The organism is Calditrichota bacterium, assembly GCA_014359355.1.
GTDB lineage: Bacteria > Zhuqueibacterota > Zhuqueibacteria > JANLFK01 > Oleimicrobiaceae > Oleimicrobium.
Map to the genome: position 1 here is coordinate 1 of JACIZP010000185.1, position 17,480 is coordinate 17,480.

12 protein-coding genes are annotated in these 17,480 nt (G+C 62.6%); all 12 read left to right on the plus strand.

The genetic code is table 11. The features are described from left to right. Nucleotides 1-174 precede the first annotated feature (174 nt). Nucleotides 175-438, plus strand: coding sequence for a thioredoxin family protein (locus H5U38_08035; GenBank protein ID MBC7186966.1), 264 nt, complete (start codon nt 175-177; stop codon nt 436-438). Then, entirely contained in the window at nt 435-1,334 is a 900-nt protein-coding gene (locus H5U38_08040; protein MBC7186967.1) for a GTP-binding protein, read from the plus strand. Before H5U38_08035 ends, H5U38_08040 begins: the two co-directional genes overlap by 4 nt. A 51-nt stretch (nt 1,335-1,385) precedes the next feature. Beyond that, nucleotides 1,386-2,561: a hypothetical protein gene (locus H5U38_08045; GenBank protein ID MBC7186968.1), complete on the plus strand. Its 1,176-nt coding sequence runs from the start codon at nt 1,386-1,388 to the stop codon at nt 2,559-2,561. 12 nt (nt 2,562-2,573) lie between these two features. Further along, a complete protein-coding gene (locus H5U38_08050) occupies nt 2,574-6,269 on the plus strand; it encodes an NPCBM/NEW2 domain-containing protein (GenBank protein ID MBC7186969.1) in 3,696 nt (1,231 codons plus the stop codon). After that, the gene (locus H5U38_08055) at nt 6,266-7,270 is read left to right on the plus strand and encodes a uroporphyrinogen decarboxylase family protein (protein MBC7186970.1); all 1,005 of its coding nucleotides are present in this window, start codon (nt 6,266-6,268) and stop codon (nt 7,268-7,270) included. Before H5U38_08050 ends, H5U38_08055 begins: the two co-directional genes overlap by 4 nt. A 12-nt stretch (nt 7,271-7,282) precedes the next feature. Continuing rightward, nucleotides 7,283-7,567, plus strand: a complete 285-nt coding sequence (locus H5U38_08060) for a thioredoxin family protein (protein MBC7186971.1) — start codon at nt 7,283-7,285, stop codon at nt 7,565-7,567. Nucleotides 7,568-7,733: 166 nt separating this feature from the next. After that, complete coding sequence (locus H5U38_08065) at nt 7,734-8,306, plus strand: isoprenylcysteine carboxylmethyltransferase family protein (protein ID MBC7186972.1); 573 nt, start codon at nt 7,734-7,736, stop codon at nt 8,304-8,306. A 415-nt stretch (nt 8,307-8,721) separates the two neighbouring features. After that, nucleotides 8,722-12,246 carry an alpha-amylase gene (locus tag H5U38_08070; protein ID MBC7186973.1) on the plus strand — a complete coding sequence of 1,175 codons (3,525 nt, stop codon included), beginning with the start codon at nt 8,722-8,724 and terminating at the stop codon, nt 12,244-12,246. Between the two features lie 88 nt (nt 12,247-12,334). Continuing rightward, nucleotides 12,335-13,399 carry a carbohydrate-binding family 9-like protein gene (locus H5U38_08075; protein MBC7186974.1) on the plus strand — a complete coding sequence of 355 codons (1,065 nt, stop codon included), beginning with the start codon at nt 12,335-12,337 and terminating at the stop codon, nt 13,397-13,399. Nucleotides 13,400-13,414: 15 nt separating this feature from the next. Continuing rightward, on the plus strand, nt 13,415-15,352 hold the full coding sequence (locus H5U38_08080; GenBank protein ID MBC7186975.1) for a sodium:solute symporter: 1,938 nt from the start codon (nt 13,415-13,417) through the stop codon (nt 15,350-15,352). Nucleotides 15,353-15,463: 111 nt separating this feature from the next. Further along, complete coding sequence (locus H5U38_08085; protein ID MBC7186976.1) at nt 15,464-16,651, plus strand: hypothetical protein; 1,188 nt, start codon at nt 15,464-15,466, stop codon at nt 16,649-16,651. 55 nt (nt 16,652-16,706) lie between these two features. Next, the coding region (locus tag H5U38_08090) for a DUF2961 domain-containing protein (protein MBC7186977.1) at nt 16,707-17,480 on the plus strand (774 nt) is incomplete at its 3' end.

Sequence of the window (17,480 nt, forward strand, 5' to 3'; positions counted from 1 at the left end):
ATCTGGCGCGAGCACAAGATCAAGCAGCGGGAGTCGGTGGAGTTCATGATGGGTCTGATGGTGCGCAACGTGCCCACCATCTGTATCGACGGGCAGATCAAGTTCGTGAGCATCATCCCCTCCCAGGAGGAGCTGATCCGCGCCATCCAGGAGCGCATCAACGAGAAGCTGCACATGAAGCTGCGCGAAAAGCGCGGGCGGCTGGTGGTGCTGGGTGGGGCATGCGAGCGCTGCGAGCAGACCTGGGCCAATGTGCAGCAAGCCGTGCGCGAACTCGGTTCCACGGTTGAGGTGGAACGCATCAAAGACGAGGAAACAATCTACTCGTACGGCGTCTCGGCCACGCCCGCCATCGTCACCGTCAAAGAGCAGGTGCGCGCCGCCGGCAGGGTGCCTTCTGTGGAAGTCATCAAAGAATGGCTCAAGGAGCTGCAGTGATCCCGACTATTTTGCTCACCGGCTTTCTGGGCGCGGGCAAGACCACCTTGCTCAACCGCCTGGTGGAGCACTATGCGGGCAGGCGGCTGGTGCTGTTAGTCAACGAGTTTGGCACCATCGGCATCGACGGGCGGCTCCTGCGCAAGGGTGACTATGAGCTGATCGAGCTGAACAGGGGCAGCCTCTTCTGCATCTGCGTGCGCACCGACTTTATCACCGAGGTGGAAAGGATTGCGCGCGAGCTGCGCCCAGACCTCTTGCTGATCGAGGCTACGGGCCTTGCCGACACCAGCGAAATGGAGAAGATGTTCGCCCTGCCCACGTTGCGCAGTTTAGTGGAGCTTGTCGCCTGTGTGTGTTTGGTGGACTGCCAGACCTTCTTGAAGCTCAAGGACGTGCTCAGGGCGCCGGTCTCCCAGGTGCAGAACGCCGATCTGATCCTGGTAAACAAGTGCGATCTGGTGGGCCCAGATCAGGTGGAGCAAGTGGTGGCTAGCGTGCGCGAGCTTGCCCCCCGCGCACAGCTTCTGCGCACGCAATTTGCGGAGTTTCCCCTCAACGTGCTGGACAAGATCCGCAGACCCCAATCGCCTGTCAGCGGCCCGCTCGGGGAAGGACGTCCAGATCGCGTCTTTTCATACACCTTGCAGGCGGAGGGGGACTTTGATCGGGGTGGCTGGGAGCGCTTCGTGGCCTCGCTCGGGCCCGGCCTCATGCGCATGAAAGGGTTCATCTCCCTGGATGGACAGCGAACCTACGTCGACGCCACGATGACGCGCATCTCGTTGAGCGCCACCGGAGCGGCAGATGGGCGGAATGAGCTGGTGATTATCGGCCAGGGGCTGCATAGGACAGAGGTTGAGTCTGCGTTTCTTGGCGAACTGCGCGGCAGGTGAATTGGCGCATTGTTGGGATCGTGACACGGCGAATCTACCATGGAGGCAGGTGTGACGTCGAAAGAGCGAGTACTGAAAGCCTTGCAGCATGAGGAGCCCGACCGCATACCCAAGTTCGAGCTCTGTGTCAACTCGCCGGTGGGAAGCAAGGTGCTGGGCCGGGATGCCTGGGTGGGCACCGGCGGCTATGTGATGGGCAAGCTGCGCAACGACATGATCCTTGCCGGCAAGAGGCGCGAGTTCTACCAGCGCTTCATTGAGGATACCATCGAGCTCTACCGCAAGCTCGGCTACGACATCCTGGTCATCGACCCCTACGACAGCGAGCACGATATCAAGCCGAAAAAGGTGGGCGAGAACGAGTGGCGCTACGAGATCGGCGGTGGGCACTGGGCCCTAATGCGTTACCTGCCAGAGGAGGACCTCTACTATGAGGTCGATTGCAGCCTGCGCCAGCAGGGTATGGACGGCTTCCGTGCCATGGTCAGGGAGATGGAGAGGCGGGGACCCACCCCTATCACGCCGGACGACACGATGTTCGAAGCTTTGGACTATGCCATTGCCAACGCGCCCGACATGTTCGTGCTCGGCCACTACGACGTGATGCTGCCCACCTTTTCCTCGTGGCTGCCCCTCTTCTTAGAGGCCATGGTCACCGATCCCGGCTTGGTGAAGGCCTACCTGGACATCGTCAACGAGAACAACTTTCCGCTCCTCATCGCGCAGCTTGAACGGGGCGTGGACGGCATCGATGGGCGCATGGACTTTTGCGGCAAGAATGGGCCAATGTTTTCGCCGCGCCACTTTGAGCAGTTTGTCAAGCCCCATTTGCAAAAAATCACAGCCACCTGTCACCAGTACGGCAAACCGTTCATCAAGCACCTGGACGGCAATTTCAAGCCCATCGAGCGGCAGATTATGGTGGAGTGCGGGTTCGACGGCATCCACTCCATTGAGCCGGTGGCAGGCATGGACATTGGCGAGCTCAAACAGAAGTACGGCAAGCAGATCACACTCTGCGGGAACGTGGACTGCGCAGAGCTGCTTTCCTACGGAACGCCCGCCCAGGTCAAAGAGGCGACCCGCCAGGTCATCCGGGTGGCCGCGCCAGGCGGCGGGTTCATCCTTGCCTCGTCCAACTGCATCCATAGCCAGGTGCCGGTGCAGAACCTGATGGCCATGCTCGAGGCGGCCGAGGAATACGGCACCTATCCCATCACAGCGTGAGGGCCCCGCAAAGTGAGTCTGACATGGGTGACGTCTACGGCCCTTTTCGGCGCGCTGGCCCTTGCTGCCCAAATGGCGCACAGTGACGGTCGCACCCCGCGCGGCGATCTGTTCTGGGACGATTTCTCGCGCCCCTCGGACGAGTGGCAGGACATGCGCGTGTGGGGATTTGGCGCCTGGCAGGTGAAGGACGGCACCTTCGTCTCTCTGGACGACGCAACCCCTGAGCAGACCATCTACGCGGCCGCTCCTCGCTTTGCAACCGCATTGCTGAATCGCGACTACACTGTGGTCTTCCGCTATCGACCGGTGGCCGGTGCCTCCTATCTCTTCAGCCTCAACGTGCGCCAGCATGGATGGGACTGCTACAAGTTCGAGGTGGACGGCAGTGGCGTGGTGCGCATCGTGAAGGCAAAAATAGGGCAGCCTCCGGAGGTGCTCAGTGCCTCGCCCCCCGGGGTGGCAAAGTTTGGTCAGTGGCAATGGGTGAGGCTCGATGTACGGGGCGAGAGCCCACTGCTGTTGCGGGCAAAGCTGTGGCAGGGGGCGTACAAGGATGAGCCGGCTTTCTACGACGTGGTCGCAAGAGATGCCTCGCCCCTACCTTCTACGCAGCTCAACCTTGCAGTGAACATGGTGCAGCAAGGTGGGGCGCATACTGCACTAGACGACTTTTGCGTGCGGGCAGGTGTGCCTGCCAGTCCCATCTGGCGCTGGGCTAAGCTGAAGGGTGCGGGCGAGGCGTACCAGCACTTTGCCCGCGGAGTCCTCTGGGCGGCCGAGCAGGCGTTGGCGGCCCTGCTGGCGCGCGGCCAGACCACCTGGGCCTTGTACAACAATCTCGGCCTGATCGCCGCGGAAAAGGGACGCTTTGTCGACGCCTTGCAGTGGCTGGCAAAGGCCTATGAGCTGGCGCCTGGGCAAGAGGCGGTGCGTGCCAACGTCGTCGCGGCTTGGGGCGGGCTTGCCCATGATGGGCTGCTGAAGGAAGCCCCTCCTGCGGAGCAGCCTGGGCTGATCCTGGAGACAGACCGCGCCGTGTACAGCACTGCCGAGTCGGGAGAGTTGCAGTGGTGGCTGCTCACTCCCGCGCTCGGTGGCCCGGCCTGCGATTCCCTGCGGGTGGCCATCGAGGACAGTGGCGGGAAGGTCGTCTGGTGCGCTAATCACCCTGTAGCTTTGGGCACAGGCCTCTATGCTCACGGCGCACTGGAATTTGACCCGACGCATCTGGCCGACGGCGACTACAGGGCGGTGCTCTCTGGTGGGGAGAGAAAAACCACTGTGCCGTTTGAGGTCGCGTGCGGTGTTTATCGGGCGGTGCAAGAGAGGGTCGCTGCGCTCAAGCGGCAGGTCGCAGAGGGGCGGCGCGCCTCGGAGGGGGTGCACCCGAACGACTGGGCCAACGTTGAGGTCGCGCTCCTACCCGTGGAGCGGGTCCTCCGCCAGGCGCATGTGCCTGGTATGCTACGCACCCGGCAGCCAGAAATAGCAGCCGCTCTTGCGCAGGCGGAGGCAGCAGTTGCGGCTCTGCGGGCGGGACGGAACCCCTGGCGCAATGCCACCGGCACCTTCTTGCGCGGGTACTATTCCGAGATTGACGGCAGCCTACAGGGCTACGCTCTGCATGTGCCAGATGGCTATGGCGGAGAAAAGCCTTTCCCGCTGGTGGTCAATCTGCACGGATACGACCCCAGCTTCTCCGACTGGCGGGACAATCCGTTTCTGCCGGGCTTTATTCCCGAAGCCACCCAAGGCGGACGCTTTGTTTTGGTCAACCCTTTCGGCCGCGGCAACACGATGTACCAGGACATCGGTGAGCAGGACGTGCTCAGGGTGCTGGCGGAGGTGCAGCGCCTCTACTCCATCGATCCGGACCGCGTTTACCTGACCGGCGGCTCCATGGGGGGTGGGGGCACCTGGTACCTCGGGCTCCGCCATCCTGACCTGTTTGCCGCCATTGCGCCGGTGATGGGCCCGACGGACTATGGCTTCTGGCTGGGGGTGGACAGCGCCTCGACCTCCCCGCTGCAGCGCCACCTGCTCGCCAAGAGGAGCCCGCTCTCCTATGCAGAAAACGCCCGCAATCTGGCGGCGAAATGTGTCCATGGCGCCAAGGACGACATCGTCCCAGTCGAGCAGAGCCGGACGATGGTAGCGCGCTTCCGCCAGCTCGGCTACCCGCTCATCTACACGGAGTACCCCGAAGCTGCGCACGGGGGCTTTCCTGCGCAGATGGAGAAGGACAAGTACGACTGGCTTGCGGAGCAGTCCCGCACGCGCTGGCCGTGCCAGGTCGTCTACAAGACCGCCGACCTCAACCATCCCGGGTCCTACTGGGTGCGCATCGAGCGGTTTGACCATCTCCTGGACTTTGCCACCATTGTGGCCGAGATTACGGAGCAGAATCGCATCAGCGTGCGCACGGACAACGTCAGTCGCTTTCGCCTGGAGGTGCCGCGTGTGCACTGCGAAGCGCACCTGCCTGTCCAAGTGGAGGTGGACGGCGCTCTCTGCTACACGGGAGGAATTCCCCCTACGGGGGCTCTCTGTTTCCAGAAGGCAGAGACCGGGCAGTGGCTGACCTATCCCCAAAATGAAGGGCATGTCGCAGGCAAGCGCCCGGGCCTCGCAGGACCCATTTCGGACGTATTCAACGGCGGATTCCTGGTAGTGTACGGCACCGTGGGCAGGCGGCAGGAGAATGCAGCGGCCAAGGCGGAGGCAGAGGCCTTTGCCGAGCAGTGGCGGCGGTGGCAACACTCGTCCTGCCGGGTCAAGGCCGACCGCCTGGTCACCACCGAGGATATCAGGAACTTCCACCTCGTGCTCATCGGCGGACCGTATTGCAACTTGCTCACCGAGCGAATCCATGGTGAGTTGCCTGTCCAGTTCCTACGCCACGGCGTGCAAGTCGGCAACAAACGATTTTTCGGGGAAGATGTCGGCGCCGCTTTGGTCTACCCCAACCCGCTCAACCCGGAGCGGTATGCGGTCGTGCTGGCAGGGGTCAGCTGGCGCGCCGTGACTGGGGTGTTCAAACGCATCGGCACGGAATTCGACTATGTGGTGTTCGATGCCAGAACGGTGGGACGTCACGCCCTCCAGGGGACAATGACCGTGGAAGGCACGCCGCTACTTTGCGGCTTCTTCAACCAGGATTGGCAGCTCGACGAGCAGTATCAGTGGCAAGCGGACGAGCGCGCGCGCGAGGGGATCGTACCGCGCACCTTCCCGGAACTGAGGGAGGCAGAAAGCGGCAGAGGCACTTTCTATCTGAGCGACCTTGTGCCCGAGCACGTGCAGCAATGGATCGGGGTTCCGGAGCGGGATCGCACCTTCTGGGGAACGCCGCTCAAAGGACCAGGAGGGGCAACCAAAGGGATTGGCGTCTATCCCAATTCGCGCATTCGCTTTCGTCTTGACGGCAGATGGCATCACTTCGGGGCGAGGCTGTGTGTGGACCTGCGTCCGGACACACAAGGAGCGCAGGGCCTGGCGCCGCAGGAGCGTGTGCAATGTGCGGTGTACGGCGACGGGGAGGAGCTGTTCGTCAGCAGATTGATGACTGCTGACTCTGAGCCGGTGGAGGTACGGGTGCCCATCTTCGGCGTGCGGGAGTTGGAGCTGGTGGTGGGCACTACCGCCTGGCTTCCTGGCTCACCACTGGCCGTGAGTTGGGTGGACGCCAAAGTGGAGGGAAGATGACCGGAAAGGAACGCGTATTGGCCGCCATAGAAAGGCGCAAAGTGGACCGCGTGCCCTGGGTGCCGTGGGTGGGTGTCCATGCCGCCTACCTCTTGGGTGTGAGCGCCCAACGGCTTTTCACGGACGTCGACACCCTGGTAGAAGGGGTCCTCAAGGGCTACGAGTTGTACGAGCCCGACGGCCTCCCCGTGCTCTTTGACGCCCAGCTTGAGGCCGAGGCGTTGGGGTGTGCGTTGGTCTGGGCTGAGGACAACCCGCCGGCAGTGGCCAGCCACCCGCTTGAGGAGCGCGACTTGGCCGAGCTACGCTTGCCCGAGCCGGACCAAGGGCGCTACCCGCTTGCCCTTGGGGCGGCCCGGCGTATCGTCGCCGCCTTGTGCGACAGCACCGCCGTCTTTGCCCTGATTACCGGGCCCTTCACCCTTGCCCTGCACTTGGCCGGGGTGCGCATCTTCACCGACATGATCGACAATCCCGCCTATGCCAAACGCGTGCTCTCTTTTGCCAGCCAGGTGTGCGCGCGCACTGCGGCCTTTTACGCGGAAACCGGCGTGCATGTCATCACGGTGGTGGATTCGCTCACGTCGCAGATTTCCGCGCAGCACTTCCGGGAGTTCGTCACGCCCTTTCACCAGCCGGCCTTAGAGGTCATTCACCGGCATGGGCTCAAATCGGGGTTCTTCGCCTGTGGCGATGCCACGCGCAACGTCGTCGAGATGGCTAAGGTGGGCGCCCAGTTCTTCGGGGTGGACGAGAACGTCGACCTCGCCTATGCGCGTCAGGTGGCGGAGGAGCACGGAGTGGCTTTTGCCGGCAACTTGCCGCTGGCCACGGTCATGCTCTTTGGCAGCCCGGAGGACAACTATCGCGAGGCGGTGCGCTGCATGCAGGTGGCTGGCGGGCGAGGCTTTTTCTTGTGTCCGGGCTGCGACCTGCCCTTTGCCACTCCGCCGGCGAACGTCCAGGCAGTCACGCGCGCGGTGCGCGAATTCGGGCTTTGAAGGGAGCAGGCAATGGCCGCGAAAATTTTCATCGAGATTGTCACCCTCGACTCACGGGCGTGTAGCCCCTGCTACTACATGGTGGAGGCGGTCAAGAAGATCGTACCCCTCTTCCCTGGACAGATTGAGTGGCGTGAGACGCTGATCAAGACGCGCGAGGGGCTGGAGAGAGTGAAGAAGCTGGGGGTGGGCAAATTGCCCTCCATGCTCATCAACGGCGTGCCGGAGTTTGTGAGCATCATCCCTTCCGAGCCGGAGCTACGGGCGGCAGTGGAAAGGCACCTGCGAGACAGCTGAGGGCGGCAAGGCGTTGGCACTGCCCCCCTGCAGACAGGGCAATTGGGCCGCGAACCAGGGGCTTTTGTGTTGCACAGGTCTGCGCAGGGGGGCTCGTCCTCGCAAGCCGCGTCGTCAGAATCTCGCGCGTGAACGGTGCAGAGTCACTGATCAACCTGGAGGCACAGTGAGAATTGGCAGGCTGTTCTTCAAGTACCGCAGCTACACCCCGGTGCCACTCTTGGTGGCGGCTTTGGTGCTGGCGAAACCCTCGCTGGCGAGTGTGCTGCTTGGGCTGGCGGTGGCGCTGGTCGGCGAGGGACTGCGGCTGTGGGGCGTCCTCTATGCCGGCAGTGCCACCCGCACCACCGGACGGGTGGGAGCAGACCGTCTGGTCACCGACGGTCCCTACGCCCATGTGCGCAACCCCTTGTACATCGGCAACTTTTTTCTCAGCCTCGGCATCCTCATCATGAGCTGGGCGTGGATGCCCTGGCTGCTCATAGTGCTGCTGGGGGCCTTTGCCTTGCAGTACGGGAGCATCGTGCACGAGGAGGAGCGCTTTTTGGCGGAGCGCTTCGGGGACACCTACGCTGAGTACTGTCGCCGCGTGCCGCGCTGGATCCCTCGTCTGCGCGGCTTTTCCAACACCGAGCCCTCACGGCCGGTGCTGCGCAAGGCTCTGCATTCGGAGCGGAACTCGCTCCGTGCCCTGCTCATCGTCACGCTGCTCATCATAGCGCGCTGGCTGCTGGTGTGACGGGGGGTGGTGCGGCGCCTGGGGGTCTTCAAACAGAAAGAATGAGCAGCTTCGGCAAGTCCTCCGTCAGGCCTTGCGTGGCGCGGTTGGCGGGCTCAGTGGCCCCATGATTTCCTCACAGGTTTGGTCCGGGGGATACTCCTACCTTGGCGGTTTCTGTGCGCCCTCCGCGCGGAACCTTTCCTCGCCACGGCCGCCATGGCCCGCTGCGTCAGCCGTCCCGTGGGGCCACCTGCCGGTGCCAGGCGAGCACCAGGTGCGCTGGGTTCTTCTTGAGCGGCTCGACCCTCCACGAAAATCTCTTGCCTTTTTCGGGAAATAGTCTTACCATTATGCCCAGCGCCGGCGAGCACCGGACCGCACATGGCGGCCCAGGTGGTCGCCAGGTGAGGATTCTGCTATGGACAGAGACCCAATGCATAGACCGCAGCGCTCTGCTCTGTTGGTGCGCCTGCGCCGCAGGCCGCAGCCTGTACTGTGCGCCAGGCCCTGCGAGTTCCACGTCTCCCGCCAGGCGCGGGACCGCTACGGCTTTGATGAACACCTGTTCACCGCCTCGGGCAACGTCATCTTCCCCAACTTTCACGCCACCAGGGTCTTTGCGCAGAAAATGAACGACAAGCGCGACCTGGTGAATTTCCCGGAGCGGGCGGTACGCGCCGGGCAGCTCAACGCCATGGGCCTCATTGACGAGATTCTGCACTATGTGGCGGGACTGTTCCGCGCGCAGGTGAACCGCGAAGTGTGCGCACAAGCGCTCCTCTGGCTCGAGGAGCGGCTTGGGGCAGAGACCGTGGCCCAGACCCTGCGCCGCTTTGTGGATGAGTTCCCACCGCTGGCCGTGTACAAGGGGGAGATGGCCGCCGAGGAGTTTCTGCAGGGCGAAAGCCAAGGGGTGCCCAACCGCGAGCTCGCGTTGGAGGAGATGCTGCTCCTGTGGCTGGCCAACGTCAATCCCGCCTTCTCCCCGTTCTTGGAACTTTTCGACGACTCGTCGTTAGCCCGCACCACCGCTTACCGCGAGATGGTGCACAGCCTGCGCGAGTTTTTCGAGACGCAGCCGCGTTTCGGCCCGGACAACCAGAACTTGGTGGACATGCTGCGCAGTCCGGCCATCGCCGTGCCACACTCGCTCAGCGGCCAGCTCCACTACATCCTCGAGCGCTGGGGGCTGCTTCTGGGCAAATACCTGTACCGCCTCCTTACCAGCTTGGACGTTATCAAAGAGGAAGAAAAGCTGCGCATGGCCGGCGGTCCTGTGCCGACGCGCGTCTACGAGTTCTCGCGGCTGGCTGGAGAGCCGGAGCGCTTTAGCCCGGATCGCGAGTGGATGCCCCGCCTGGTGCTGATGGCCAAGAGCACCTTTGTCTGGTTGGACCAGCTGTCGAAGAAGTATCAGCGGTCCATCACCCGTCTGGACCAGATCCCCGATGAGGAGTTGGATCGTTTGGCCGCCTGGGGTTTTACCGGTTTGTGGCTCATCGGCATTTGGGAACGCAGCAAGGCCTCGCGGACCATCAAGCGGCTGTGTGGCAATCCGGAGGCGGAGGCGTCGGCCTATGCGCTCTATGACTATGAGGTGGCGGCCGAATTGGGAGGCGAGGAGGCGCTGCGCGTGCTGCGCGAGCGCTGCTGGCAGCGGGGCATCCGCCTGGCAAGCGACATGGTGCCGAACCACATGGGCATCGACTCGCGCTGGGTGGTGGAGCATCCCGAGTGGTTCATCTCTCTGCCGTATGCTCCTTTCCCCTCGTACACCTTTTCGGGCCCGGATCTCTCGTCGGATGCCCGCATGCAGGTGTACATCGAGGACCACTACTACACGCGCACCGATGCGGCAGTGGTCTTCAAGCGGGTGGACGCCGCCACGGGTGAGGTGCGCTACATCTACCACGGCAACGACGGCACCAGCATGCCGTGGAACGACACGGCGCAATTGAACTACCTCAAGCCCGAAGTGCGCGAGGCGGTGATGCAGACCATCCTGCACGTGGCCCGGCTCTTTCCCATCATCCGCTTTGATGCCGCCATGACCTTGACCAAGCGGCACTATCAGCGGCTCTGGTTTCCGCAGCCGGGCTCTGGGGGCGATATCCCCTCGCGCGCGGAACACGGCATGACCAGGGAGCAGTTCGATCAGCTCATGCCTGAGGAGTTTTGGCGGCAAGTGGTGGATCGTATTGCCGCCGAGGCGCCGGACACGCTACTCCTGGCCGAGGCCTTCTGGCTCATGGAGGGCTACTTTGTGCGCACCCTGGGCATGCACCGCGTGTACAATTCGGCCTTCATGAACATGCTCAAGAACGAGGAGAACCAGAAGTACCGCAGCGTCATCAAGAACACCATCGAGTTCAATCCGGAGATTCTCAAGCGCTACGTGAACTTTATGAATAACCCGGACGAGCAGACGGCGGTCGTGCAGTTTGGCAAGGGCGACAAGTACTTTGGCGTGTGCGTGATGATGGTGACCATGCCGGGGCTGCCCATGTTCGGGCACGGCCAGGTGGAGGGCTTTGCTGAGAAGTACGGCATGGAGTACCGCCGCGCCTATTGGGACGAGCAGCCAGATCTGGACCTGGTGCGCCGTCACGAGCGGGAGATCTTCCCTCTACTGAGGAAGCGCTACCTCTTTGCGGACGTGGAGCACTTTGTCTTCTACGACTTTTTCAGCCCGGAGGGGCAGGTCAACGAGAACGTGTTCGCCTACTCCAACCGCTCCCACGATGAGCGCGCCTTGGTGGTGTACAACAATGCTCTGGCGCCCGCGCGCGGATGGATCAGGACCTCCACAAGGTTCTTGGACGTAAAGGGGTCCAGGCAACTGCTGCAAAAGTCTTTGGGCGAAGGCTTAGCTCTGCACGCCGGTGAGGAGTTCTACGTCATCTTCCGCGACCACGTGAGCGGCATGGAGTACCTGCGCAGCTCGAAGAGGCTCTGGGAGCAAGGCCTGTACGTCGAGCTGGCCGGGTACCAGTACCACGTTTTTCTGGACTTTCGCGAAGTGAAGGACGATCCGCTCCGGCGTTACGCGCAGTTGGAGGCCTTTCTCAACGGGAGCGGTGTGCCTTCCATTGAGCAGGCGATGCGCGAGCTCTTCCTGCGGCCCTTGCATGAGGCCTTTGCCAAATGCGTGAGCGCCGCTACGGTGCAGCAGGTGATTGCCGCCTCCTCGGCCGACGAACACCAAAAAGAAGCGGCGGTGGCTGCTGCGGTCGCCTGCCACCGCGAATTTGTCGCTGAGGCCAGGCGGGTCCTTGGTCTGGAGGGGGAAGACGCCACGGTCACAGCGCGCACCGCCGAGTGTTTTGCAGCGGTGCTGCGCCTTGGTGAACTGGCCGCGCACCTGCAGCGCTCCCGCTCGGCCAGGGCGCGCAACGCTGGGGCAGCCCTGGCCGCCACTCTCCAGGACGTGCCGTTTGCTTGGGCGGTGCTCCTCTCCTGGTTGGCCGTCCGCGATGTTGGGCGGCTCTCTGGAGAGGAGGACGTGGCCATGCGCAGCCGCAGCTTCATCGATGACTGGCTATTGGGCAAAGAGATCGTGGCCAGTTTCCAGCAGTTGGGCTTTGCGGCTCCCCGTGCCGAGGAGGGCCTGCTGATTGTCAAAATCCTCACGAGCCACCAGCGCTGGTTCGCCGACACGACGCCGCGGCGGGGGCGCGCCTACCGCATCATGCGGCGCCTGTTCGCCGACGAAGAGGTGCAGCAACGCCTCGGCGTGAACCGCTACCAGGACGTGCTGTGGTTCAACAAGGAGCGTTTTGAGGACCTTGTGCAGTGGCTTGTGGTGGCTGGGGCGGTAGATGCCCTGGCCGACTACGCCCAACGCGTAGCCCAGGCAGCCCAGTGGCTGCTTCCTCATTTGGCAGTGGTCGACGAGTGGCGCAAAGCAGAGCAGGCTTCTGCCTACCAGGTGGAGAGGTTCTTCGCTCACCTGAGCTGATGGAGCGAGTGTTCCCACAGCTCAGGGTTAGGCCGTCGTTGGAGGAAAAGAGTTGACACTATTGTCGCGTCTTGGGGCAACCTCGCTGATGCTCGCGGTCCTGGGGGGCGCATGCGGACCCATCGGCGCGCAGGAAAAGACCACGAAGGTGCCGCGCCCGGCGATTCCGTGGGCGCCGCGGCAGTACCAGTGCGTGCGGGGCAGCGGGCTGACCATCGACGGTGCGCTCCTTGAGCCTGCCTGGGAATTGGCAGCGTGGACGGAGGACTTTGTGGATATCGAGGGTGAGGGGAAGCCTTCCCCGCGTTTCCGCACCCGCGCCAAGATGCTTTGGGACGACTCGTGCTTCTACGTAGGCGCTGAACTGCAAGAGCCGCACCTGTGGGCGACGCTGCAGCAGCGCGATACGGTCATCTTCTACGACAATGATTTTGAGGTGTTCATCGACCCGGACGGCGACACACACCTGTACTACGAGCTGGAAGTGAACGCCTTGGGGACCGCCTGGGACCTCCTTTTGGTCAAGCCGTACCGGGATGGCGGGCCGGCGGTGAACGGCTGGGACATCCGGGGCCTACGCGTGGGCGTGGCGCTCAAGGGCACGCTCAACAACCCGGCTGACGTGGACAGCGGCTGGAGTGTAGAGATTGCCATGCCCTGGGAGGCGCTCGGGGAATGCGCTGCGCACAAGGGTCCTCCCCTTCCAGGCGAGTACTGGCGCGTGAACTTCTCGCGGGTGGAATGGCAAACGCAGGTGGCCGGCGGCGGGTACGTCAAGGTCAAAGATACGGCTACCGGACGGCCGCTGCCCGAGGACAATTGGGTCTGGTCGCCGCAAGGGGTGGTCAACATGCACTATCCCGAGATGTGGGGATTCGTGCACTTTGTGGCAGACCCGGACGTGCCGGCGCTCTTGCCGGTGCCCCCGGGCGAGGAGGCAAAATGGTCCCTGCGCGAGGTCTACTATGCGCAGTGGCAGCACCATGCGGCTCATGGGCGTTTCGCGGAGAAGTTGCCCTTGCTACCCCTGCTTGCTTCTCAGCGCCGGGGGCTGCGCCTGTTTGTCGGGCCCGCGAGCTTTCTCGCCTGCCGTGCCGGCGCTGATGGCGGAACGTGGTGGATCGCACAGGACGGACGCGTGTGGAAGGACTGAACAAGGCGTGACGGGATGAACCTCACCACTCTTGACTGGGCCATTGTCGCGGGGATGTTTCTGTTCACGGCAGCGGTGGTGTTGGTGAGCAGATCGTACATGCGCAGCGTGGCGGATTTTCTTGCTGCCGGACGCACCGCCGGGCGCTACGTCATCAGCGTGTCGCAAGGGATGGCCGCCTTGGGGGCCATCACCGTGGTGGCCACCTTCGAGATGAACTACTACGCCGGCCTGCCCATGACCTGGTGGGGGTTCATGATGAGCCCCGTGGTGGTCATCATCACGGTCACGGGGTGGGTCGTCTACCGCTTTCGGCAGACCCGTGCACTCACCATGGCGCAGTTCTTTGAGATGCGCTACAGCAGGCGTTTTCGCATCTTTGCCGGAACTTTGGCCTTTGTTTCTGGCATCATCAACTTTGGCATATTCCCGGCTGTGGGCGCCCGCTTCTTCATCTACTTCTGCGGGCTGCCGCAGAGTGTGTCGATAGCCGGCATTTCCGTCCCCACCTTTCCGCTCACCATGGCCGTGCTACTCTCGATGTCCTTGACCTTTGTCTTTGCGGGTGGGCAAATTGCGGTAATCATCACCGACTTTGTGCAGGGGTTGTTTGCCAACGTGGTCTTTGTGGCGCTGGTTCTGCACTTTATGCGCGTCTTCGACTGGTCGCAGATTGCCGAGGCCCTGCAATCGGCCCCTGCCGATGCCTCACTGATCAACCCGTTCCACACCAGCAAAGTCGAGGACTTTAACCTGTGGTACTTTCTCATCGGCGTGTACGGTGCTGTGTACAGCACGCTTTCCTGGCAGGGCACACAGGGGTACAATGCCTCTGCCAAGAGCGCGCACGAGGCCAAAATGGCGGGGGTGCTGAGCAACTGGCGCGGTTTTCCGCAGAACATGATGCTACTGTTTCTGCCCATCTGCGCGTACACGGTCCTGCACCATGCTGCCTTTGCGGAACAGGCCGCGCAGGCGGAGCAGGTGTTGTCCGGCATAGCAAACAAGGCAGTGCGCAGCCAGCTGACCGTGCCAATGGCGTTGCTGCGCTTCATGCCGCAGGGTCTGCTGGGCGCATTCGTGGCGGTGATGTTGGCGGCCCTGGTGAGCACCGACGAGGCCTATCTGCATTCCTGGGGCAGCATCTTCATCCAGGATGTGCTGGTGCCGTGGCGCGGCAAACGTCTGGAGCCGCGCGAGCACATCAAGTGGTTGCGCCTGTCCATCCTGGGCGTGGCGGTGTTCAGCTTCTTTTTCAGCCTCTTGTTCAAGCAGAGTGAGTACATTCTGCTGTTTTTCGCCATCACTGGCGCCATCTACGCGGGTGGATCTGGGGCGGTGATCATCGGCGGCCTCTATTGGAAGCGCGGCACCACCGCCGCAGCCTGGAGCGCGCTCATCACCGGCTCCACAGTTGCGGTGGCCGGCATCGTCTTGCAGCAACTGATCCCGGATTTCCCCATCAATGGCCAGGTCTGCTGGTTCATCGCCATGGTGAGCTCGACGGTGGTCTACATCGTGGTCTCCTTGCTCCACCGCGGGCAGCCCTTCGACATGGACCGGCTGCTGCACCGCGGACGCTATCGGGTGGCGGAAGAGCACCAGGAGGCGGCTGCGGAGCCGCAGCGCGGATGGAAGGTGCTGGGCATGGGAAGAGAGTTCACCCGCGGCGACCGGGCGCTGTATATCGCCACCTACACCTGGACGGCCGTGTGGGTGGCCATTTTTGTCGCCGGCACCATCTACAACCTCACGCACAACGTGCCGGATGAGTCCTGGCTCACTTTCTGGCGGAGCTATTTGCTTATCGGCACGACGATCGCGGTGGTGGTGACCGTCTGGCTGGGGCTGGGAGGGCTCCGGGACGCGCGGGATATGCTCAACCGTTTGGCCACCATGAAGCGGGATGTCCATGATGACGGCACCGTGGAGCACACCCCGCGTGGCCAGTAAGCTGATCTTTCATGACAGGAGGAGCTGGCAGCGCCCGGCACTTGGGGGCGAGGTGCCACATGATTTCCTTGGCATTCGTACCGCAGAAGAGAAGCTGAAGAGGTGAGACCCATGGGTGCACTTGCACGCGCGAGTTCGGCTGTTGAGCTTATCTCCTTCTCCAACCGCACGAAGGAGGAGCGCCGCTTGCTGAAGCGTTTTGTCGACTTTCACTGGGAGCACTACCGCGACGACCCGCAATACGTTCCGCTCTTGGACTTTGAGTACTTGGGACTCAAGCTCCTTGGCATCCAGGGCTTTTTCGAGCCGCAGAACCTCTTCTTCAAGCACGCCGACATGCGCTTTTTCCTGGCGGTGCGTGATGGTCAGACCGTGGGGCGGTGCAACGCCTTTGTCAATCATCGCCACAACGAACGCTGGCAGGACCGGGTCGGCTTTTTCGGGCAGTTCGAATGCATCGACGACCAGAGCGTTGCCGACGCCCTACTGGATGCGGCTGCGGCATGGCTCAAGGAGCAGGGGATGGACACCATGCGCGGCCCCCAGAACCTGCCGGTCAACGAGGCCACTCCGGGACTGCTTACCGAAGGCTTCGATTCGCGCCCGGTCATGTACTACCATTACAACAAGCCCTTCTACGAACGCCTGCTGACCACCGCCGGCTTTGCGCCCATCAAGAGGGTCAAATCCTGGGAAGTGGCGGTCATGAACCCGATGGAAGAGAAGCTTGTGCGCGTGGCTGAGAGGGTCATCGAGCGCTATGGAGTGACCATCGAGACCTGGGACCAGCGGCCGCTGGCGGTGCGCAAGAGGGAGATGCTGGAGATCTACAACGATGCCTGGCACGACAATTTTGGCTTCGTGCCCTTCACCGAGGAAGAGTTCGATAAGATCATCGACGACATGCAGCTCATCATGGACAAAGGGCTGTTCATCTTCGTCTACGTGCGGGGCGAGCCGGCAGGCTTCTTTGGGGGTGTGCCCAACATCACCGAACGCATGCGTCCCCTCTCCTGGTGCCGTCGCTGCGAACTGCTGCGGGCGGCCCGCATGTTGCTCACCAAGGGGAAAACCACGGGGTTCCGGCTCGGTTACCTCGGCGTGAAGCAGAAGTTTCGTCGCCTGGGACTGGATGGGGTAATGCTCTGGCAGCAGAAAATCTACGCGCAGAAGAAGGGCTACCAGTACTGTGACATGGGATGGGTGCTCGAAGACAACGTGATGGTGATCCGCCTGGTAGAAATGATGGGCGGCATCCCCTCGAAGACGTACACCATCTACCAGCGGCCTATCGCATGACCTTGACAGGCGCGAGAAAAGTTGCGGTCTGACGAACCATCCTGGAGGGTCGACCATGAAAACGAAAACAGCTGCTCTGTGTGTGGCAGTGGCCTTGGCGGCGGTCGGCGGTGCGATGGCGCAGCAAGGGGCATTCGACGGGCTGTCCATGGGCTTGGGTACGTTGCCGCTGCTGTCCCGCGCGCAGACGCGCTCCATAAGTCCGGAGAACTTTACCGGCGAGAAGGGCAAGGGCGGAATGGCTACTCTGGAGCAGGGGACCGCGGCGCACGCAGCCCGCGACTTGGGCGTTGGCTGGAAGGTGTCGCCTTACATCATCATCGAGCCGAAGAAGACCTTCGTTTTGGCCGAAATCAAGGGGCCAGGCGCCATCCAGCACATCTGGATGACCCCCACCGGGAACTGGCGCTTTAGCATTCTGCGCTTCTACTGGGATGACGAAAAGACCCCGTCTGTCGAGGTGCCGGTAGGAGATTTCTTCGCCTGCGGACTCGGCAAGTACGCGCAGGTCAGCTCTCTGCCGGTGTGTGTCAACCCGGGCAGTGCTTTCAACTGCTACTGGGTGATGCCCTTCCGCAGGTCGTGTAAGATCACTATGGAGAACTTGGACGACCAGCAGATGACCCTTTACTACCAGATCGACTACACACTGACCGCCGTGCCAGAGGATGCGGCCTATTTTCACGCGCAATTCCGGCGCACCAATCCGCTCCCCTTCAAGTCCGTGTACACCATCATAGACGGCGTAAAAGGGTGGGGGCACTATGTGGGCACCTACATCTGCTGGGGCTCCCACAGCAGCGGCTGGTGGGGCGAAGGCGAAATCAAG

What these genes read in the sequence shown, in the direction of transcription:
- H5U38_08035 (MBC7186966.1), top strand. Translation starts at nt 175, where the DNA reads ATGAAGCTGCGCGAAAAGCGCGGGCGGCTGGTGGTGCTGGGTGGGGCA.
- H5U38_08060 (MBC7186971.1), top strand. Translation starts at nt 7,283, where the DNA reads ATGGCCGCGAAAATTTTCATCGAGATTGTCACCCTCGACTCACGGGCG.
- H5U38_08080 (MBC7186975.1), top strand. Translation starts at nt 13,415, where the DNA reads ATGAACCTCACCACTCTTGACTGGGCCATTGTCGCGGGGATGTTTCTG.
- H5U38_08085 (MBC7186976.1), top strand. Translation starts at nt 15,464, where the DNA reads ATGGGTGCACTTGCACGCGCGAGTTCGGCTGTTGAGCTTATCTCCTTC.
- H5U38_08070 (MBC7186973.1), top strand. Translation starts at nt 8,722, where the DNA reads ATGCATAGACCGCAGCGCTCTGCTCTGTTGGTGCGCCTGCGCCGCAGG.
- H5U38_08075 (MBC7186974.1), top strand. Translation starts at nt 12,335, where the DNA reads ATGCTCGCGGTCCTGGGGGGCGCATGCGGACCCATCGGCGCGCAGGAA.
- H5U38_08055 (MBC7186970.1), top strand. Translation starts at nt 6,266, where the DNA reads ATGACCGGAAAGGAACGCGTATTGGCCGCCATAGAAAGGCGCAAAGTG.